Annotated in this window: 17 protein-coding genes; 11 read left to right on the plus strand and 6 right to left on the minus strand. The window is 37.8% G+C overall.

Annotated elements, in window-relative coordinates; all coding sequences use genetic code 11:
* From aroF to LE179_RS04325, 7 genes are all read left to right on the plus strand, one after another.
* Positions 1-903: 3-deoxy-7-phosphoheptulonate synthase (gene aroF / locus LE179_RS04295; protein ID WP_374129138.1), on the plus strand; the 903-nt coding region annotated here is incomplete at its 5' end.
* A gap of 139 nt (positions 904-1,042) precedes the next feature.
* The gene (locus LE179_RS04300) at positions 1,043-2,158 is read left to right on the plus strand and encodes a hypothetical protein (protein WP_374129139.1); all 1,116 of its coding nucleotides are present in this window, start codon (positions 1,043-1,045) and stop codon (positions 2,156-2,158) included.
* A complete protein-coding gene (locus tag LE179_RS04305) occupies positions 2,155-3,039 on the plus strand; it encodes a DNA adenine methylase (RefSeq protein ID WP_374129140.1) in 885 nt (294 codons plus the stop codon). Before LE179_RS04300 ends, LE179_RS04305 begins: the two co-directional genes overlap by 4 nt.
* Entirely contained in the window at positions 3,030-4,322 is a 1,293-nt protein-coding gene (gene aroA, locus LE179_RS04310) for a 3-phosphoshikimate 1-carboxyvinyltransferase (protein WP_374129141.1), read from the plus strand. Before LE179_RS04305 ends, aroA begins: the two co-directional genes overlap by 10 nt.
* Before the next feature lie 38 nt (positions 4,323-4,360).
* Positions 4,361-4,903 (plus strand): lysophospholipid acyltransferase family protein, encoded by a 543-nt coding sequence (locus tag LE179_RS04315; RefSeq protein ID WP_374129142.1) that lies wholly within the window; start codon positions 4,361-4,363, stop codon positions 4,901-4,903.
* A 349-nt stretch (positions 4,904-5,252) separates the two neighbouring features.
* The gene (ispH, locus tag LE179_RS04320) at positions 5,253-6,215 is read left to right on the plus strand and encodes a 4-hydroxy-3-methylbut-2-enyl diphosphate reductase (protein ID WP_374129143.1); all 963 of its coding nucleotides are present in this window, start codon (positions 5,253-5,255) and stop codon (positions 6,213-6,215) included.
* Positions 6,216-6,228: 13 nt separating this feature from the next.
* Positions 6,229-7,965 carry a S1 RNA-binding domain-containing protein gene (locus LE179_RS04325; protein WP_374129144.1) on the plus strand — a complete coding sequence of 579 codons (1,737 nt, stop codon included), beginning with the start codon at positions 6,229-6,231 and terminating at the stop codon, positions 7,963-7,965.
* 254 nt (positions 7,966-8,219) lie between these two features.
* Here the strand turns inward: LE179_RS04325 and LE179_RS04330 are convergent, their stop codons facing one another.
* Positions 8,220-9,422, minus strand: a complete 1,203-nt coding sequence (locus LE179_RS04330) for a putative glycoside hydrolase (protein WP_374129145.1) — start codon at positions 9,420-9,422, stop codon at positions 8,220-8,222.
* An 80-nt stretch (positions 9,423-9,502) separates the two neighbouring features.
* On the opposite strand from LE179_RS04330, the gene LE179_RS04335 reads away from it, so the two are divergent.
* The 4 genes from LE179_RS04335 (at position 9,503) to LE179_RS04350 (ending at position 14,691) form a co-directional block, all read left to right on the plus strand.
* A complete protein-coding gene (locus LE179_RS04335) occupies positions 9,503-11,071 on the plus strand; it encodes a hypothetical protein (RefSeq protein WP_374129146.1) in 1,569 nt (522 codons plus the stop codon).
* Positions 11,072-11,202: 131 nt separating this feature from the next.
* A complete protein-coding gene (locus LE179_RS04340; protein ID WP_374129147.1) occupies positions 11,203-11,823 on the plus strand; it encodes an MBL fold metallo-hydrolase in 621 nt (206 codons plus the stop codon).
* Between the two features lie 715 nt (positions 11,824-12,538).
* Positions 12,539-13,426, plus strand: a complete 888-nt coding sequence (gene xerD, locus LE179_RS04345) for a site-specific tyrosine recombinase XerD (protein WP_374129148.1) — start codon at positions 12,539-12,541, stop codon at positions 13,424-13,426.
* Between the two features lie 749 nt (positions 13,427-14,175).
* Positions 14,176-14,691: a hypothetical protein gene (locus LE179_RS04350; RefSeq protein WP_374129149.1), complete on the plus strand. Its 516-nt coding sequence runs from the start codon at positions 14,176-14,178 to the stop codon at positions 14,689-14,691.
* Between the two features lie 807 nt (positions 14,692-15,498).
* Here LE179_RS04350 and larE read toward each other — a convergent pair.
* Genes larE through LE179_RS04375 form a run of 5 tightly spaced genes read right to left on the minus strand, consistent with a single transcriptional unit; the run spans position 15,499 to position 19,339 of the window.
* Positions 15,499-16,317 (minus strand): ATP-dependent sacrificial sulfur transferase LarE, encoded by an 819-nt coding sequence (gene larE / locus LE179_RS04355; RefSeq protein WP_374129150.1) that lies wholly within the window; start codon positions 16,315-16,317, stop codon positions 15,499-15,501.
* Entirely contained in the window at positions 16,314-17,588 is a 1,275-nt protein-coding gene (gene larC, locus LE179_RS04360) for a nickel pincer cofactor biosynthesis protein LarC (protein WP_374129151.1), read from the minus strand. Before larC ends, larE begins: the two co-directional genes overlap by 4 nt.
* The gene (gene larB, locus LE179_RS04365) at positions 17,585-18,358 is read right to left on the minus strand and encodes a nickel pincer cofactor biosynthesis protein LarB (RefSeq protein WP_374129152.1); all 774 of its coding nucleotides are present in this window, start codon (positions 18,356-18,358) and stop codon (positions 17,585-17,587) included. The genes larC and larB overlap by 4 nt, the downstream gene beginning before the upstream one ends.
* Positions 18,355-18,660 (minus strand): PDGLE domain-containing protein, encoded by a 306-nt coding sequence (locus LE179_RS04370; protein ID WP_374129153.1) that lies wholly within the window; start codon positions 18,658-18,660, stop codon positions 18,355-18,357. The genes larB and LE179_RS04370 overlap by 4 nt, the downstream gene beginning before the upstream one ends.
* Positions 18,653-19,339 carry an energy-coupling factor ABC transporter permease gene (locus LE179_RS04375; protein WP_374129154.1) on the minus strand — a complete coding sequence of 229 codons (687 nt, stop codon included), beginning with the start codon at positions 19,337-19,339 and terminating at the stop codon, positions 18,653-18,655. The genes LE179_RS04370 and LE179_RS04375 overlap by 8 nt, the downstream gene beginning before the upstream one ends.
* Positions 19,340-19,720 lie beyond the last annotated feature (381 nt).

Here is a 19,720-nt window from a genome sequence, read left to right on the forward strand (position 1 = left end):
ATGATAGGAGATAGAGCGGAAAAGTACAAAGAAATATTTGAGGCGATGGACGCAGTAGAACATGTGAGCGAGATACAGAAGCCGTACAAGCTTGCGTCGAGAGAGTTCAAGAAAGAGAATACGGTGATAAAAGTGAGCAAGAATGTGGAGATAGGAGGGAAGAAGATACAAATTATGGCGGGTCCGTGTGCGATAGAGGGAAGAGAATTGATGCAGAACACGGCGAAAGTAGTGAAAGAGTGCGGAGGGACGATACTGAGAGGAGGAGCGTTTAAGCCGAGGAGTTCGCCGTATGCGTTTCAGGGACTAGGAGAAGAAGGGTTAAAATATATGAAGGAGGCAGGAGAGAAGCTGAACATGCCGACGATAAGTGAAGCGATGACGGTGGAGCAAGTGGAACTTTTATCGAAGTATTGCGATATAATACAAATCGGAGCGAGAAATATGCAGAACTACGATTTGTTGAAAGCGGCAGGGAAACAGAATAAGCCTGTACTTTTAAAGAGAGGAATGGCGGCGACGGTGAAAGAGCTTTTGCTGTCTGCGGAATACATACTTTCGCAAGGGAATTATGACGTGATGATTTGCGAAAGAGGAATAAGGACATTTGAAGATTCTACGAGATTTACGATGGATTTGAATGCGATTCCAGTACTCAAGAAGTTGACGCATTTGCCTGTGATTTTAGACCCGTCGCACGGAATAGGAATAAGAGAACATGTGGGAACGATGGCAAAAGCGTGCGTGGCGGTGGGAGCGGACGGAATAATAATAGAAGTGCATCCGCGTCCGGAGGAAGCGCTTTCAGATGGTCCGCAAAGTTTGCTGCCTGAACAGTTTAGGAGTTTGATGAAAGAGTTAGACCCGATTGCGAAAGCAGTGGGAAGGGAATTATTAGATTGAAGACGAGAGTGAGCATAATAGGATTAGAACAGATAGATGTTAAATAAAGACTATAGATTTTCTTAGTCGAGATAGAAATTTTAAAGACGTAAGAATGAAATTACGAGTGTGACTTTATTGAGAGAAATTCTGCAGCAGATTGAGTTTTAAAGATGCAAAAAAAGCTATGGATATAACTGGAACAATTAAAGGGATAAAGTATAAAAGAACACTTAAAAGAAATCTGGACAAATTTGATTTAGAATGCTTTGACATAAACTCGTCTCCGACTAGCTCGTTGGTTTTTGATAGGGAGAATTTGTTTGCAGTTTCAAAGCGGGTGTCTCCAAAAAGAACGCGTTCATATCCATATAAAAGAATATACGATACTATACATATATCAAAAAAAATTACCGTTATCCCAGCAGTAAAAGATGAAGGTAAAAGCGGTGATAGAGATTTTCTGCAATGGGATACTGTTTCTATGATGTCTTTGCTCGATATTTATGTGGTTTTTGCTTATTATTCGGATGCAAAGAAATTAAAGAATAAGATTGTGGAGCAAAGCTTTGACAATGATTTTGTTATATCTAAGATAAGGGAAATAGAAGGTTACTACAGTTCGGGATTGCATTGGAATCTAAAAGAACTGTTCGGTTTGCGTTTTATAGTAGATAAAATAAAACACAGCTATCTGAGAATCGAGAAAAAAACAAAAGTGAAACTTCACGACTTTAAAGGAATTGACAATTTCAGGGATAAGATTGGTGAGAACGTTGAAGAGTTCATGAAGTTTTCAAGGGAAAAAGCTAGAAACGCGCAAATCAGAGAATATAAGACTATTCAGCCTAAAGAAAGTTTAGGTACGCTATCAAAAGCCAAAATAACAATTTCAAATTATTTAGGCGGTAAGTATTTCTTTACAGTCGACGAAATTTTTCTGGGTGCAGACGTTGTAAAACTTATAGAAAGTAAACATAGTAGAAATTCGGTTTTGCCGGGTGAATCCGATATAAAAGATGGTTTAATTAAAATGGTTTTATATTCTAATCTTGATTCTGTTGAGATAAACGGCATATCTGTGAAAAGCGAAGCCGTTTTAAAATTAACTTCTAAAATATTTCTTGGAACGATTAGTTCAAAGTCTGCAAAAGAAGATATTGATAGTTGTTTTAAGGCAAATCATTTGTCTGAAAAAAATAAGGAATTCATAAAAAAAATTTTTAAAGAAGCGGAAGAAAATAAATTTATTGTTCAGATTCAGGGGATAAAGTGATAAAAAGTCCCTTGAGATATCCCGGCGGCAAAAGCAGAGCCGTCAATTTAATATCGAAGATTATTCCGGATTTTAACGAATACAGAGAACCGTTTTTAGGCGGTGGTTCGATATTTATACGTTTAAAGCAGATTTTCCCTAATAAATCTTTTTGGGTGAATGATTTATATGATGAACTTTATCAGTTTTGGCGGCACAGTCAAAAAGATATGAACAAGCTGACTGACAAGATTTATAAATGGAAAACAAAATATGATGACGGAAAAGAGCTTTATGAGTTTCTCAAACGACAATATGATAATTTGACTGATTTAGAAAAAGCCGCTGCTTTTTTTGTCTATAATCGCATTACATTTTCAGGTACAAGTTTAAGCGGTGGTTACAGCGATGCGGCTTTTAGAGAGCGTTTTACTGAAAGCAGCATATTGAGATTGAGAAATATTGAAAAAATAATTAAAAATACGAAAATAACAAAATTTGATTATGAAAAGCTGCTTATGAAAAACGGCAGTTCTGTTTTTATTTTTTTAGATCCGCCGTATTTCTCGACAAGAAAATCGGCTCTTTATGGAAAAAACGGGAATTTACATAAAAATTTTGACCATAAACGTTTTGCTGAAAGTATGAAAAGGTGTAAGCATAAGTGGCTTGTGACATATGACGATAGCGATTATATAAGGAATTTGTTCTCTTTTGCCAGTATTTTTCCTTGGGATATGACATATGGAATGCGCAATGTGTCTGATTTGGGAAATCAAAGCGGCAAAGAAATATTTATTTCAAATTATTTGACTGTTTTACCTGAGCAGAAATATTTAAATTTTTTGAAGAATACTGATTGTAATACGATAAACGGAGATATTTGCGGATTATGGAGATAAAACTTAATAAGATCAACTGTGTTTCAGGTATGATTGAAGTTCCAGCGGACAAGTCTATAACGCACAGAGCTGTCATGCTTTCTTCTCTTGCGGAGGGCAATTCTGTTGTCAGAAATTATTTGCCGTCTGACGATTGCAGCAAAACAATTGAAGCGTTTCGTCAAATGGGCGCAGAAATTAAAATTGATGGCAATGATCTTTACATAAAAGGGGCAGGATTAAAACTTACAAGTCCGCATAGCGGAAAATATGATATTTACGCGGGAAATTCAGGCACAACGACGAGACTCCTTTCTGGTATTCTTGCCGGGCAAAATTTTGAAACAGTTATCACGGGCGATGACAGTCTTTCAAAAAGACCTATGCAGAGGGTCATAGAGCCTTTGTCAAAAATGGGGGCTGATATAAAATCAAATGACGGATTGCTTCCTTTGATAATAAAGGGCAAGAATCCGCTGAAAGCAATAAATTATGAAAATGATAAATCGACGGCGCAAGTAAAGTCTGCAGTTCTATTTGCGGGTTTGTATGCCGACGGTGCGACAACTTACAGAGAATCCGTAAAGTCAAGAGATCATAGTGAAAGAATGTTAAAAGCTTTTGGAGCAGATGTCAGTGTCGACGGCAATTCTGTTACAATTTGTCCCGCGGAAAGACTTACGGCGCAAGATGTAACGGTTCCGGGCGATATTTCTTCGGCGGCATTTTTTATTGCTGCAGCTTTAATCGTTCCCGGTTCAAATTTAATAATAAAAAATGTAGGAGTCAATCCTACTAGGGACGGATTAATTGAAGTATTAAAACAGATGGGTGCAGATATAGCTTTAACTAATATGAGGGAGGTTTCGCAGGAACCCGTATGCGACATAGTTGTAAAGTATTCTAGGCTTAGAGCCATAAATATCGACGCTTCTCTTGTCCCGCGGATGGTTGACGAGATACCTGTTTTTGTGCTTATTGCGACGCAAGCGCAAGGTGTTACGAAAGTTTCCGGCGCCAAAGAACTTAGAGTAAAAGAAAGCGATAGAATAGAAACGGTTACGAGCCAGCTTAAAAAGCTTGGCGCTCAGGTGGAATCTCTTGAAGACGGATTTATTATAAACGGAGACAGCGGATTTAACCTTGCTGGCGCTGTTGTTGACAGTTTTGAAGACCACAGAATCGCTATGACTTTGGCTGTGGCTTCTTTAATCGCAAAGGGCGAAACCGTAATCAATGATTCGCATTGCGTTGACATATCTTTTCCCGGCTTTTATAAGTCTTTGAAGGATATATGCAGGTGAGAGAAAAGCCCTCGATTGTATTTTTAATAGGTAAGCAGATGTTTAGAATGGCGTTTGGTTTGCTTTACAGATGGCATATTGAGGGTATGGAAAATATACCTCAATCGGGTGGCGCGGTTATCGCCCCTAATCACATAGGTTTTTTTGATTCTCCGTTAGTCGCTTCTGCGATGAAACGTCCCGCGTATTTTATGGGGAAAAAAGAGTTATTTGATATACCTATTTTTGGGTGGATAATTAGACGGACGAATGCTTTTCCCATTAAAAGAGGTTCGCAGGATATAATCGCGATGAGAAATACGTTTTCTATTCTGAAAAACGGGCATTTACTTTTAATGTTTCCGGAGGGAGTGCGTTCAAAAGACGGTAAAATAGGAAAAGCGAAAGCTGGCGTCGGGATGGCGGCATGCAATACTCAAGTGCCTTTAATCCCCGTGAAAATAGAGAACACAGATGCAATGTTAAAATTCAGACAGATAAAAGTAAAGTTTGGACAACCGATATATCCTCCAAAGAATTTTGTAAAAAACGACTATATCAGCTTGTCGAAGAAAGTTTTGGATATAATAGCAGAAATGTGAGCGAGTTCAATTGTTAGATTTATTGCAGTTGTTGCAATATTTTTGTTATTGATTAATTTATCTGTATTAGTTTGCAATTGATATTTATTTGACTTCTGCGCGCACGTAAATGATGGTTGATAATGATAAGGTGAATAATTAATTGCGATGGATATAATTTTTTGACTGTTGGCATCCTCTTGATAAGACACAGACATGTAGGCGTTAAGTCGCGGGATGAATTAAGCGTTTTATCTTATGCTAAAAGTTGAAGAGAAAAGGGCTGAAAATAAAAAACTTATAGAAGAAAAATTTAGAACGAACGGCAGCGATGGATTTACAGTCGTAAAGTTTCGCGATGGTTGCTGGTGTGAATTTCATTTCGCCGAGAGAAACTTTAGTAAAAAACATGGAATACGAAGTAAAGAAAGGTGTTTTGCGAGGCAAATTGAAACTCGTGGAGTTAAAGACAAAGTTAAAAATTAAAATAGCGGAAAATGCGGGTTTTTGTTTTGGCGTTAGAAGGGCTGTAAAATTAACTGAAAAAACTGCTAGTAAAGAATGCAAAGTATATACTTTAGGTCCTGTTATTCACAATCCGCAAGAGGTTGAAAGACTTGAGAAAAAAGGCGTAAAAACTTTAAAAGATCCGAAAAAAGTAAAAAGTGGCTCTATAATTCTGCGCACCCACGGCATACCTTTTAGTCTTTATAAGAAACTTGAAGAAAATAAAAAAATTGACGTAATAGATGCTGCATGTCCTTTTGTAAAAAGAGCGCAGGATACTGTAAAGCGGTTGAGCACGGATATAAAGTCTAAAGATAAAACGATAATAGTGGTTGGTGAGAAAGTTCACCCTGAAGTTATTGCGCTTGTGTCTTACGGAAACGGCAAGTGCGTTGTTGTTGAAAATGTGAAAGCAGCTCGGAAATTTAAAGGCGGCGGGGACTTAAATATTGTAAGTCAGACAACGCAGACTCCTGAAAATTTTAACAGCATTGTAAAAGTTTTAAAGAAACGCTATAAAACAAAAGTCTATAATACTATATGCAGAGCCACTCTTGACAGACAGAAAGTTGCTGAAAAACTTGCAAATAATGTTGATTTAATGATAGTAATAGGCGGTAAAAATTCGGGTAACACTACAAGGCTTGCGCAGATTTGCTCGGCTAAGACAAAGACATATCACATTGAAACGGCTGATAGCGTAAAAGAAAAATGGTTTAAAAATATTGACAGCGTGGGCTTGACCGCGGGAGCGTCGACGCCCGACTGGATAATAAAGGAAATTGAAGTGAAGATAAGAGAACTTGCCGCGAAAGTGTCCTCTTGACTTTATTCAGCCGATGTCAAAAGCAGCGAGCGAGATTTCGGTTTGCACCTTAATTTTAAGGAGAATAAGCGAAATGACGGAAGATAAGAATTTAGGTAAAACATTGACAGATTTTGAAGACAGCGAAGGTATCAATATGGCTGATTTAATGAAAAATTTCTATAAAACCGGCGCTGCTGATTTTGAGAAAGAGATTGAAGTGACGATTGTTGAAGAAAATGAAGAAGGTTTTATGGTTGATTTAGGAATGAAGTCCGAAGGAATGATTCCCAAAAAAGAATTTGAAGAAGGACAAGTTCCGCCTGAACTGAAAGTCGGCGCAAAAGTAAAGGTAAAGATTGTAAGCACTTACGGACAGCCCGTTCTTTCTTATAGAGAAGTTATTGAGAAAGCAAAATGGGACGCACTGCAGGAAGCTTTTAAAAACGGTAAGCGTATTGCCGGAACAGTATTAAGAACCGTCAAAGGCGGCTTTCTTGTAGATATTGGCGTGGACGCCTTTTTGCATATCTCTCAGCTTGATACGAATTTTGTAAAAGAAACTGAAAAATATATCGGACAATCATACGAGTTTATAATAACGGAATTTGACTGGAGAAAGAGAAAGGTGGCTGTTTCCCGCAGAAAAATTATTGAAGACGAAAAAAATGTGGCAAGAGCGTCCGCTTTGGAAAATATTGCAGAGGGACAGATACTTGACGGGACGGTATCAAAAATTACTAGTTACGGCGCTTTTATTGATATAGGCGGAGTTGATGGGCTTTTGCATATAGGCGATGTAGCGTGGTATAAAGTTAAAACGCTTGGCGATTTATTGCATGTCGGGCAGACTGTAAGAGTGCGTGTTTTAAAAATTGATCGGGATAGTGGAAGGATTTCTTTAAGCATGAAAAATCTTGCTCCGCATCCGTGGGAATCTGTGACTGAAAAGTTCCCTATAGGTCTTGTTATGAAAGGCATTGTGACATCGGTTATGAATTACGGCGCTTTTATAGAGCTTGAACCCGGAATAGTCGGATTGCTCCATGCTTCTGAATATGCGTGGAATGACAGCGAAGCGGCATTTAAAAGAGAACTTAAAAAAGGGAAGGAAATAGACGTAAAGATTATAAATGTAGATAAAGAAAATAAAAAAATTGCTTTATCGGTTAAAAAGATGTTTACAAATCCGTGGGATGAAGCGCTGAGACGTTATGCGCCGGGAACTGTTGTTAAAGCCGTAGTGCAAAACATTATGCCTTTCGGCGCATTTGTGAAGCTTCCAGACGGAATAGAGGGGCTTGTGCATATAAGTGATTTTTCGTGGACTACAAAAGTAAAACATCCGAAAGATTTTCTTAAAAAAGGCGATGAGATTGAAGTTGTCGTTCTCGAAATAAATCCGCATAACGAAAAGATTTCTTTTTCATTAAAACACACCAACCCCGATCCTTACAAGAATTATAAAGTCGGCGCTGTGGTAAAAGGCAAAGTTGTAAGGTGTACCGATTTTGGCGCTTTCGTAAGACTTGAACCCGGAGTGGAGGCTTTAGTAAAGAATAAAAACGCTTTTTCAAGAACCGACGAATATCAGTCTTTGCCGAAGGAAGGCGAAGAAATTGAAGCTAAGATAATAAAAGCTGATATGAAAAATAGGAGAATAGAGGTGTCAATAAAGAAACTTGAATTTGAGAGAGAAAGAAAGCTTATAGAGGAGTACTCAAATAAAGATGATAAACCGACATTGGGCGATATATTGACTGAGGAATAAATCATTTACAAGTAGCGTAATGTCGCAATAGTAGAACAATATGTTGGCAGATAACTTATTTGAGTTTTGTAATTTCCCAGTGTTTTTTATTGGGTTTAGGTGGACTTTAATTTGGCATTTAGTTTTATTTATATCGCTCGGATAACCTTTGTCTTAATTTTGCATGGTTTTTCTTTTTTGGAAAGATAAATAACAAAGCTATTTTTAAGCCTGTGTCTCTTAATCTCTTGCGAATTGACAGCGGAAAAGCAGATTTAATGTTTAGTTTCAGCATTTTCCATGATATTGGCGGATTGAATATTGTCGCCGCCTTCTTCTTTTAGAGCGCCTTTTGTATAAACGCACCTTGGGTTCCACAATAGCCAGCTGCCTACTTTGTTGTCGTAGCAGGCCTGCATTTGCGCTTTCACTTCATCTTCGCCGTATTTGTATCCGAGAAGACTAAAATCTTGGAGCCACGGACGTAGTTTTTTATTAGGTATTCTTTTTAGTGCACCCTTTAAAGCAAAATAAACGATTTTGTAAGGCTCTTTGTTCGGCTCTTCAATACCGTAATTCCCTTTTCCGTAATGCGACGGATAAACCATAGGGCTTACGTAATCGACACATTCCGTCATCTCAACTATTTTTTGTCCTATGCCCATATCGTTTGTTGCCGTTGTCGTTAAACCGAAAACGTCGATGGATATTTTTGCGCCTTTAGTTTTAAGCCGCCTGTTGGCCTCTCTTAGGAAACCTACTAAAGCTTTTAAGGCTTCAGCTGAGGAATGCGGCTTGCTATAACAGCAGTTTTTTGTATCGCCGTCGGATGGGAAACGTATATAATCAAACTGTATTTCGTCAAAACCTATATCTACCGCTTTTTCGGCTATCTCTAAATTGTAGTCCCATGTGTCTTTGTTATAAGGGTCTAGCCATGCGACGCCTTTTCTGTCAGTCCAAATTGTGCCGTCGGGATTTTTTACCGCAAGTTCAGGTTTTTTTCTTGATAAAGTATTATCTCTGAAAACGACAATCCTTGCTATGGTATAAATGCCTTTTTCTTTTAAATCGGAAATGTACTTTCTAATATCGGGTATTGCTTTTTCATAAGCGTTGTTTGCGTTTACAGTCTTTATGCCGTCAATGTAAACTTTTCCTTCGTATTCTTTTATATCTATTACGGCAGTGTTTAATTCCGTGTTGTCAAAAAGGTTTGCTACAATTCTTCTGCGGTTTTCAGAACCGCTTACCATCGCAGAGAGATGGATACCTCTTATATATTTTCTTTTTACTTTTTTTTCCGGTTTTATATCGGTTAAAACTGTTATGGCGACGGTATCTATAATCTCTTGCTCTCCTTGAGGCTGTTCCAATATTGCAAATTTAGAGTTTAACGCGGAGTCTGCGCATCCAGAAATGACAAAGAATGAAAAGACTGTCAAAGAAGTAAAAAAATTTGTTTTTTGTTTTTTCATAGCGGGATTAGTATTATATTGAAATTAACAATTCTTGTCAATAATGATATAATCAATGGTGATATAACAAACAGCTAGTTATGAAAAAATTTATATGTGTCATATTATTTATGTTTTTAAGTTCTGTAACTTTTGGCGTGGGAAATAAATATATAGTTTTTTTCGCTGAGAGTTCGGATATACTGCAGGCTATTGTTGATAAGATGCTTTTATCTAGTCGCTTTTGTATGACTGTTCCCGTAAATCCCATAATAGGCATTCCGGAAGATTTAAAAAAACTTGTTTCATGCAGAAAAATAGAACCGGCGGTTTCTTTCAGTCCCGAACCTGTTTTATCTGTTATTGCGGCGTTTCCCGGAGTAAAATTAAACAAGCAAAGTATTTTTGAAGGATATATTTCGAGTAATTTAAATGATTTTGAAACTAATACAAACATAAATGCTTTCGGTATCTTTTTAAATTTTTCCGAATTATCGCGCGATATACTGTATTATTTTGCAGGTTTGAGTCTGCCGTGGATAAATGCCGACAATATTGAAGAAAATATTGCAGGTGCTTTTGACGTTGACGGGATCGCAGTATTTTCGCTCTATAAAGACTTTCCTCACAATCAAGAAAGTATTATGAGATGGCTTGAAGCGAAACATGAAAATATTATCCCCGTTCTGCTTACGAAAAAACATCTGGAAAATGTGAAGTTTATGGAGTACCTAATAAATTTTTTTGACAACAGCAAATACATAAAACCCGCTATGCCTTTATATATAACTGAAGTTGAAAGAAATCTACTTCAGCAAAGAGACGTGCATTTTAAACAGTTTCCCGTAAGCGTTGCGATAATGGAAGAGCTTTATTCTGCGGCGAATTTGATTGGCGATTATGCGGTTTCTCCTGATTTTAAAGAATATGCTTATCATAACGCTTGTAGCGAGCTGGTCTATCTTTGCAGTCGGGATCTGCTAATAAATGCGTCCGCGAATCAAGCCGGCGGGAAGAGAATATTCGATGCTGCATGCGGAAATATTTATCGTCTTTTAGGCGCTGTAAAACCTGAAAATAAAAAGTCGGATAATTCTATGTCTAGCGCTGTTCAAGCTGGAAAAAGGGATATTTCTGTCTCAAACGGACAAACTGTTGTTGACAGTATTTTGAACGGAGTTGCAATATACAATATAGGACTGGTGAAATTAATAAAAATTGTTTCAGAAAACAACAACATAAAAATAAGTTTTTCTTTTGAAAATGGAAAATGGAATGAAAGCGTCGCTTTTATAGATTTCTATATAGATTTAAATAATATTGAAGGCGCGGGATCTACGTCGTTACTTGCTGGCATAAACGGTTTTTTAACGGCGGAATCAGGATGGGAATATGCTTTGAGAATATATAAGAATAAAGCTGTTTTATACAAATATTCTTCAGATGGAGCTTCAGTGATTTCAAACTTGCCGGTTAAAGACGGCTCCGTTTTAATACCGCAGAAATATATAAGGGGAAATCCCGTTAATTGGGGATATCAGGCTGTATTTGTCTCTGATGTTGACGGCAAGAAAGTTATCGCTGATTTTCTAAACCAAAGCGCTAAAACTAAAGAAGCAGTTCTATCTGTAAACCCTTTTCAATCGTCAGCCGTGAGACTGAGAAAGTAATTGGCTTATCATCATGCAAAACTGCCGCAAAGCGTGAGCGCAATGCTCCTTTGCTAGAAAAGTAAAAATATATTGTAGTTAAAGGCTGCAATTATTTGGGTAAAAGCTGGTCGGAAAGGTGCGTCTTTATAATGGTAAAAATTAAAAAAATAATATCGGGCGTTTTAGAAGAAAACTGTTATGTGGTTTACGATTCTGAGAGTTTGCATGCGGTAATCATAGATCCGGGCGAAGATGGGGAAAAAGTAATTTCTGAGATAGAAAAGGACAAATTGAAACCAGAGATGCTTGTAAATACGCATGGTCATTACGACCATATACTTTCTGACGACCAAGTGCGTCTTAAATTTAAAATTCCGTTGGCAATACATAAATATGAGGCAGAAATGCTTGCCAGCGTTTACAAGAACGGTTCAAAATTGTTTGGTTATCCAAAAACTGTAAAAACACCTGAAATACTGCTTGAAGACGGTCAAGAGGTAAAATTATCTTTTACAGTTTTTAAAGTTATACATACGCCAGGTCATACAAAAGGCGGTATATGCTTGTTGTTTGACAGTTTTTTAGTTACTGGGGACACTCTTTTTGCAGGAACAATAGGTAGAACTGATTTTGATGGCGGAAGTTATGAAAAGATTATGAGTTCTCTTTCTAAAATCAAAAAATTGAATCCGTCTCTTATTATTTATCCCGGACATGGAAGCAATACTACGTTAGCTAACGAGATCAGGCACAATCCGTATTTAAAATAGACATTGTAAAGCAAGCATAGCTTTTTAAAAAAAAGGCTGCTAGTGGATGAGCAAAACGCTTTAATATTTGATGTTGTCAAGTCTGATATAACAGTATATAAACGCTGGTTTTATTGACAAATGCTGAGAGTTTGAGCGTTTGCAATAACGATACTTATGTGAGAAAATGGTAACGATTGAATTAGAATGTGTAACTAATACGCAAGAACAAAAAGAAATATAGCCGGATAGGGCGGACATAAAAACGAGAAAGATTGTGTATGTACATATGTATGTCTATGCCTGACGGCAGGCTGTAGTAGTAAAAAAGAGAAGATAGCTTATAAAGATATGCAATAATAATTCTGATAGCCGTGAGCCTAAGTCGTCAGAGCCTTTGCTTTGAAGCGGTATAATAAGTCGCTTATTGTTGTTCCTTTACCTGTCTTTGCGACTACTGTGGGAATTGTCATGCCTTGTCCTTATGAGATTAAAAAGTAAAATATGAGTCTGCTTGTAGCTTAAATAAGATGCTGACCGACCCGATTTTGAAGGATATAGAAGGCAGAGTGAAATGGAACAGTATAGAGATATGTCTTTCTTTTTCTTTTGAAAGTTATAGTGGAGAATCTGCTGTTAAAAAAGGACGGACAGTAGAATATTGCGGATCAAGTTTTAGCAGACTAAATTTATCCGAAATAGCGTATTTGCGTGTTTTCGCGTAGGAGTTTGTGCTATGTCGATAGATTGTAAAAAAACGCTTGACGATTTTGTTGCCTATATAGTTTTTGAAAAAGGACTGTCGAAAAATACTGTTTTGGCTTATAAGACCGATATTTCAAAATTTATTAGTTTTGCTGAAAAGAAACAGATATCCCTCGAGAATTTTGAGCATAGTGATATTACTGATTTTTTGTGGGAAATGAAAACTAAAAACTTGAAGCCAAGATCGATTCGTAGGCTTATGGGGTCTTTGAAGCAGTTTTATAAATTTTTAAATTCGGAAGATTTGATAAAAAATAATCCCACTCTGTATCTAGCGTCTATTAGGATTCCTGAGAGTTTGCCGGGCATGCTTGATTTTGCCGAAGTTAATTTACTTTTAAATTCCATAAGCGACGATGATGAAATGCATATAAGAAATAAGGCGATGGTTGAACTTTTATATGCTGCGGGCTTGCGGGTTTCAGAGCTTGTAAATCTCAAGTTTTCAAATATAAATTTAAAAGACTGTTTTTTAAGAATTATTGGCAAAGGTTCTAAAGAGAGACTTATTCCTTTCGGAAATAAGGCTAAAGATTTTATCAATATTTATCTTAGGAGAAGAAAACCCGCTTCAGCTAAGGACGACTATGTATTTATTTCAAGGCTCGGTAAAAAACTTTCAAGAATAGAGTTTTGGAGACAGCTTAAAAATATTGCCAAAAACGCGGGAATTGCTAAAAATATTACGCCGCACACTTTAAGGCATTCCTTTGCAAGCCACCTGCTTAAAGGCGGGGCTGATATCCGTTTTGTTCAGGAAATGCTAGGGCATAATTCGATTGCAACAACACAGATTTATACGCATCTTGACAGAGATAAAATCATACAGCAGCACAAAGAATTCCATCCGCGAGGATAAAGTAATTCTCTCTAACGCTCACCGTTTATTTAAAATGAATGAACGTGGACAGTTTATTGTGATAAGCAAAACTTTCCCGTTTTGTTTTATAGATTTTGTATCCTGCTTAAACATCAATTATCCCAATTGGGGCAATGTAAAAAAATAATGGTGGACAGGTTAAAGCAAAAATGAATACAATATGTATAATTTCCCGATATGATATCTAATAAAAGTGGCAAATATATCTAAAGTCGCAGTAAGGACAAAAGCTGCTAGTTTTGAAACGCGGCATATGCAACAGCCTTAAAAAATAACTTATGCATAGCGGTAGTAGCTGCAAATGAAGCTCCGAGTATAGACATAATTGACATATTATAAACCTCCAAAAGCTTACAATATAGCTGACAATATTCATGAAAACCAATGAAAGAACAGGATTCCATTTGATAACGCTGACTAAATGCTCTAGTTGTTTTGTTCGATACGGTTGTGTTTTTAATGTAAAATGCACTTGGTGAAAAGTAAACCGGTTGAAAAATATTGTAAAAATTAAAGACGGCAAAGTCGGAGAAGTATGCTTTATAAAATCTTCTTATCGCAAAAAGCTGATGGATTCTATATAATGTATGTAGGAAAAAGACAAACGCTAGAATTATCAAAGGAAAAAGATGTAACGCGGTTAACAAAGGCGTTAAGGTCTCATGCAGCGTTTTAAATTATAGATTTGTGAATAATTAACAAAAACCAGTAAACGGCAAGAGGTTTAGATGAAAGTATTAATTTGCAGTTGTATAATGTTGTATTTTATAATATTTGGATTAACTTCCTGTAGTAAAAGCGGTGATAAATCAAATATTGTAGTTCTAAATAAAGGGAGTGGATCAAAGAGTAAATCAGAAAATGATTTTGAGAGTATGCCAAATCGCTTAAGCCAGGAAGATATCGCCGCTAAGGATAGGATTACTGACGAATTCAATGCTGGAGTAATAGAGGCAGTGTATAAGATTAAAAGCCCTACGAATGAAAGCCCTACGAATCAGATGCAAGTGCAGAATCTCGCAAGCGGCTTGATAGAAAGTGTCCTATCAAAAAAAGTCGAAAAAATAGGAAGCTGGGCAGAAGCGGATATCATTAAGGACGGCGATGAGATGTCGTCGCTTAAAGAAAATATGAGAAGAACAACATTAGAATGTATTGGAGAAAACGGACTGTTAAAAGAAGAAAAATTTCGAGAAAGAGTTGAGCATATTGCAGAATCGTTCATTATTCCCCGTATGAAATAACGTCGCTTTAACAGTTATATGTTGTGTCATAGCGGCGGGAAATATGCTTTAAATAATTTTCTTGCTTGGTTTGGTTACTGCTAATGCTTCTGACATTTCTGCTCATGGAGTTCTATCCGCTCATTTTTCTGGCTATGATTTTTAAGATTTTGGTTTTAGGGTGTTTAAACGGAGAGGTTGTTTTGCTGTTTTAACTGCATTGTGTTTCATAAAAACAACTTCTCCGTTTTATTTTGGTTGACTGCTTGCAAATAAAGGCGGAAACAAGTTTAAAAACCTTTAAACCATTTGGCGACTGCTTGGCAGAGAATGTGACTGCATAATGGCTAAAAAAATATTCGGTACGTGCGGATAAAATTGCGTTGTGGTATTCCAAGATTTTCAAGGAAAGTGAATTCAAATGAAAAACTTTTATATCTTGTGTTTATTGCTCCCACGCATGTTCGTGATTTTATGATATTTAGAAAAAATGTTGCAATAGCAGTTCCAGCTTTTCGCCAATCCTGTTCTTTTGTCATATTAAGAAGATGAGATTTGCTGTCTTATTTTTTTGGGGATTCTCCAAAGATTTCATTTTTTAGGAAAATAAACAGTAAAGTTGCCAGCTTTATGCCGAAAAAACAATAATACATTGCCGCTTTCTCGTCTCAATGATTTGTGAGAACGTCTCTTGCGTTATTCCCGCCAGAAATCTGCTGCTCAGAAGAAATTGCAACGTAAAATCCCGAATCTAACTTTTCTTTTGCAAGCTTGTTTCTATCTGTATATTCTAAACTATAACAAACGTATTAAAGCATTTTCCTTATTTTAAATCCTGCTTACAGGGAGCGTTTCGTTCATGCTTCCGACGCGGTATCCTAGAATGTCTATTGCAATATATGTAAATCCGATTTCTTTAAACTGTTTGTACACTTTTTCGCGTTGGCTGCGTTTCATGAGAATATTAAATCCTAATTCGTCTGTTTCAATGCGGGCGAGATTCCCATGATGGCGGACTCTTACCTGCCTTAGTCCCATATCTAAAAGCAGTTGTTCCGCCCGATCTATCATTGACAGACGTTGCGGAGTAATATGCTCTCCGTAAGGAAATCGCGAAGCCAGACAAGCAAAGGACTGCTTATTCCACGTAGGTAGTCCCAGTTTTTTGGAAAGCGAACGAATTTCTTCTTTTGTAAGCTCTACATGACGCAGCGGGCTTTTAATGCCGTGTTCAGACACTGCTTTCAGACCCGGACGATAATCTTTGTCATCGTCTATATTTGAAGCCTCAGCTACGTGATGTATGTCGTTTTCTCTGGCTGCAGACCAAACTTTTGAAAATAACTCCTTTTTACACAAATAACAGCGGTTTATCGGGTTGCGAGAGAAATTTTCAATATTTAGTTCTTCTGAATCGCAGATGATTTGGCGTATATTTTCTTTTTTGCAAAATGCTATAGCTTCATTTAACTCGCGTTGCGGAAAAGAATATGATTTTGCCGTTACGGCAATGACCTTATTGCCTAAGATATCGTGCGCTGTTTTTAGCAAAAAAGTCGAATCAGTGCCGCCTGAAAATGCAACGATAAGATTGTCTAAATTGGATATGTATTGTCTCAGTATTTCATATTTTTGTTTTGTGTTCATATTTTTTTCTCTTCGTTTGTTTTGTTCCGCGATAGGGCATCGTTGATTTCGGCGAAAGGCGCATTGTTTAGTCGCGCGACTTTCGCAATATCGTCATATTCTAGTTTAGATTTTTTTACATTGTAACCCTCGCCTGTTTTTATCCGTATTTTGCCAAGAGGTGTTTGTTTTATTGAAATCTCTTGTTTTAACGCATAGCGGTCGCAAACGGTTTTACGTACGCCGAAAGTGGTCGTATGCCGAAGCATTAATCCGGCAAAAAAATGAGTTTTGTCTTCGCTGCATATACAGGTGAGTAAACTTGCCGGCCGGTTTTTCTTCATTTGAATTGGCGAGACGAAAACGTCCAGCGCTCCTTCGTGCAGCAATAACTCGACAGCAAATCCCACAGCTTCGCCGGTCATATCGTCCAAATTACATTGTAACTGGACTACGCGATCATTTGTCTTGTCAACGCTGTTTTCAGTTTCTCCTAAGAATGCGCGGAGGCAATTGACGACCTCAAAGTTTTTTGTCCCCATGCCGCAGCCTATTTTTTGAACACGCATTTCGGGCATTTGTTCAAAACGTTTTGCAAAATGTTTGATAATAGCGGCTCCGGTAGGTGTGCACAGTTCACTTTCAACGCTTCTACTGTAAATCGGAGCGCCTTGCAATATATGCGCCGTCGCGGGAGACGGCACAGGCATTACGCCGTGCGCGCAGCGCACAAACCCGCTGCCCACGTTGATAGGGGATGCGACTATTTCCTGCGGCGCTATAGATTCTATTAACATGCATGCGCCGACAATGTCTGCTACGGCATCCATGCTGCCTACTTCATGTAAATGTATTTGTTCCACAGAATGCCCGTGCGCGGCGGATTCAGCTTCGGCAATTAGTCGATAGATGTTGAGCGCGTTATCCTTTACTTTTTGGGAAATGGGCGATCGGGCAATGATATTTTCAATTTTTTCAAGATTTGTATGGTTGTGTTTATGTGAATGATTGTGATGAATATGTTCATAAGAATGCTCATGGGAATGTTTATGGCTGTTTTTCAAAATATCTGTTTTCGCGGCGGACTCTTCTATGTCGTTAATGCTTACTCTGATATGCGTGCCTTTAATACCGCATTTGACGACAGACTCTGTGTTTACTTTAAGCCCTGAAATTGCGAGCGAGTTTATTTGTTTTAAAAAATCTGTTTTATTGTTGGCAAGTTCAAATAATGCCGCCATCAGCATATCTCCGGCGGCTCCCATAGTGCATTCTAAATAGAGCGTTTTCATTGAATACTCTCCATCTTATTGATGCGGTTGGCAATGTAGCCCGCGCCGAACCCGTTGTCTATATTGACAACCGAGATGCCGTTTGCGCAGGAGTTGAGCATGGCAAGCAGCGCTGAAAGACCGTTAAAATTGGAACCGTAGCCTACGCTTGTCGGCACCGCAATGACCGGACAGCTCACAAGTCCGCCTATAACGCTTGCAAGAGCGCCTTCCATACCTGCAATTGCTATGATAACGCGTGCTTTTGCGAAAATGTTTTGTTGTGATAAAAGACGGAGTAATCCAGCGACACCGACATCGTATAGCCGCGCGACGCGGCTTCCTAAAACTTCTGCGGTAATGGCGGCTTCTTCGCATACAGGTATATCGCTTGTGCCGCCTGATGCGATTACCACTGAACCGACTTGCTGTATTTCGTTGTCGCGCTTTGCAATGGCAAGTCTTGCGGTAGAATGATATTCCAAATCTATTTTTTGTTCGATTAAAAAATCGGCTGTTTGTCGGGAAATTCTCGTAATCATAATATTATTTAAACCTTTGTCCAGCATATTGGAGATGATATTTTTTATTTGTTCAGACGTTTTATTTTGTCCGTAAATTACCTCTCCCGTGCCTTGTCGCAATCCTCTGTGATAATCAACGTTGGCGTATCCCAAATCTTCAAACGGGGCGATTTGCAAATGCAACAACGCGTCGTCCGGAGAAACTTTTCCATCTTTTACGCGCTTTAATAGTTCTAAAATCTGTTCTTTCCGGTTTGCTTTGTTCATTTTTTGTCTGTTTCTAAAACAAGGAAGTATTTTATAAAACGTCCGATTGCGCCGTTTATTCCTTTATAAAGAATATACAACAGAACTAATCCTGTTGCTCCGGCGCAGAAAGTTGACAGGAAGTGGCTGCTGATGAAAGGGAAAGAGTATCCCGCAAATATAGAAGCTATTTCTTTGGCTTGCTTGTCAAAACCGTAATTTATAGCAAGCGTTTCCAAAACATCGGGGTTTTTAGAAGCGAATAGACTTGCAAAAAAAGTCACAAATATGGGAAATATTACGGCGCCGATTTTTTTATTCATTTTTACCTTCCGCTGAAATTTTAAATACTTTTAGTAACGCTAAAGTGATAACGGTTTCCAGTAAGGCGGCGACCGAATGCAGACTCATCATATCTTTAAACGCCTTTGTAAAAGATACGGTCCCTGAAATGCCAAGTTCAATCAGGCAAAAGAGGGCGGCAGTCGTCACCGAAAAGAAACATGCTGTCAAGATTGCTAAATAATAGTTTTTTCCAGATAGCGCCTTATAAATATAATAGGAGAGAAAAGAACCGATAAAAGCCATATTGAGAATATTTGCTCCAAGCGCAAGTATTCCGCCGTCGGCAAAAAATAAAGACTGGACGATAAGAACAGAAGATATTATGATAAATCCTCCAAAGGGTCCCGCAAGAACAGCCGCAAATAGTCCGCCTATCAGATGTGCCGAGGTTGCTGATTGAATGGGGACATTAAACATCTGGAAGGCGAATATCCATAATGCTGCGATTGCCATTTTTTGAAAATATTTACCCGCGTTATCAGGAAATTTGAATGCGAATGATCCGATGTTTCCGTTGCTATTGTTTCCTGCGAGAACACCTATGGATGCCGTTACGGTTCGAAAAACTTTGCTTAAGCAAAATCCGAGCATGCCTAATGCGCCGGCAAACAGTCCTGCGGCTAAATTGTTGTTTAAAAACCCGTCAGGAATATGCATATTATAACCTCCGATGTAAACTTTTTTATGTTTTGGCAGCGAGATTGATGTATATAATAATAAATTAAATTTTTTTTATCTATGTTGCATGTGTCGTGGGAAATCGCGGCAATATGCGATAATAAATGGAAAATATTTTTGCGCGTTTGTTATATGCGCAAAAAAAGACGGGACGATTTGATGGACTTGACCAGTAAACGAATAGCGGTTTTAAATTTTATTAAAAAGTTTTTTGTTGAAAACGAGACAGCACCGGCAATAGATATTTCCTTCATTTGTCATAAAAACTTTTAAATTCTCGAGATTTTATTAGGAGAATATAAAATATGGCGTAAAGTATCGGTTTATATCCTGCGTTTTATGCTTGTAGTTCATGCCAAA

This window comes from Candidatus Endomicrobiellum agilis (assembly GCF_020328115.1).
In the GTDB taxonomy this organism is placed as follows: domain Bacteria; phylum Elusimicrobiota; class Endomicrobiia; order Endomicrobiales; family Endomicrobiaceae; genus Endomicrobiellum; species Endomicrobiellum agilis.

What these genes read in the sequence shown, in the direction of transcription:
- LE179_RS04340 (WP_374129147.1), top strand. Translation starts at nt 11,203, where the DNA reads ATGGTAAAAATTAAAAAAATAATATCGGGCGTTTTAGAAGAAAACTGT.
- LE179_RS04325 (WP_374129144.1), top strand. Translation starts at nt 6,229, where the DNA reads ATGTCAAAAGCAGCGAGCGAGATTTCGGTTTGCACCTTAATTTTAAGG.
- LE179_RS04315 (WP_374129142.1), top strand. Translation starts at nt 4,361, where the DNA reads ATGTTTAGAATGGCGTTTGGTTTGCTTTACAGATGGCATATTGAGGGT.
- aroA (WP_374129141.1), top strand. Translation starts at nt 3,030, where the DNA reads ATGGAGATAAAACTTAATAAGATCAACTGTGTTTCAGGTATGATTGAA.
- xerD (WP_374129148.1), top strand. Translation starts at nt 12,539, where the DNA reads ATGTCGATAGATTGTAAAAAAACGCTTGACGATTTTGTTGCCTATATA.
- LE179_RS04375 (WP_374129154.1), bottom strand. Translation starts at nt 19,339, where the DNA reads ATGCATATTCCTGACGGGTTTTTAAACAACAATTTAGCCGCAGGACTG.
- larE (WP_374129150.1), bottom strand. Translation starts at nt 16,317, where the DNA reads ATGAACACAAAACAAAAATATGAAATACTGAGACAATACATATCCAAT.
- LE179_RS04370 (WP_374129153.1), bottom strand. Translation starts at nt 18,660, where the DNA reads ATGAATAAAAAAATCGGCGCCGTAATATTTCCCATATTTGTGACTTTT.
- LE179_RS04335 (WP_374129146.1), top strand. Translation starts at nt 9,503, where the DNA reads ATGAAAAAATTTATATGTGTCATATTATTTATGTTTTTAAGTTCTGTA.
- larC (WP_374129151.1), bottom strand. Translation starts at nt 17,588, where the DNA reads ATGAAAACGCTCTATTTAGAATGCACTATGGGAGCCGCCGGAGATATG.
- LE179_RS04350 (WP_374129149.1), top strand. Translation starts at nt 14,176, where the DNA reads ATGAAAGTATTAATTTGCAGTTGTATAATGTTGTATTTTATAATATTT.
- LE179_RS04330 (WP_374129145.1), bottom strand. Translation starts at nt 9,422, where the DNA reads ATGAAAAAACAAAAAACAAATTTTTTTACTTCTTTGACAGTCTTTTCA.
- larB (WP_374129152.1), bottom strand. Translation starts at nt 18,358, where the DNA reads ATGAACAAAGCAAACCGGAAAGAACAGATTTTAGAACTATTAAAGCGC.